This is a genomic window from Frankia sp. AgKG'84/4, from assembly GCF_023242965.2.
In the GTDB taxonomy this organism is placed as follows: Bacteria; Actinomycetota; Actinomycetes; order Frankiales; family Frankiaceae; genus Frankia.
Genome location: NZ_JALKFU020000701.1, coordinates 1 through 557 on the forward strand (window position 1 = coordinate 1; position 557 = coordinate 557).

Annotated in this window: 1 pseudogene; it reads right to left on the bottom strand. The window is 77.0% G+C overall.

The features are described 5' to 3' along the window. Positions 1 to 557: pseudogene (locus MXD58_RS24695) on the bottom strand (hypothetical protein); the annotation flags it as partial.

Here is a 557-nt window from a genome sequence, read left to right on the forward strand (position 1 = left end):
CGCGGACGCCGGCCGGCAGCAGGAACGCGGGGCCGGCGAGCGTGGCGTGCAGCCGCGCGACAACACGCAGGTTCCGGGGCTGGCCCGCGACCCTGGTCCGCAGCACCGAACCGATCCTGCGGTGCGAGCCGAGCACGGCGACGGTGTCGCCGCGCAGGTCCGCGAGGGCGCCGGCGCGGACGTCGAGGCGGTGCGTGCGGGCGTAGGCGGCGGGATCGACCGACCGCGCGTCGGCCGAGTCGTACTCGACCTCGCCGTCGTCGACCCCGCCGAGGTCGAAGGCGACGGGCACCTCCTCGGAGACCGCGGCGACTCCCTCGACCGCGGCGATACGTGCCGTCGCCTCCGCATCCGCCGTGACGACCAGGTCGGCGCGCAGCGTGCGGGTGGTCTCCTGGCGCGACGCGGAGCCGAGGGTGTCGAGCGAGCCGGCCGTGCCGATAACAAACGCGAACAGCACGATGACGGGCGCCGCCGTGGCGGCACTGCGCCGAGCGCCGGCGCGCAGGTTCGCCTGGGCGAGCTGGCCGAGCGGACCGCCGGCGACGAGGCGCGGC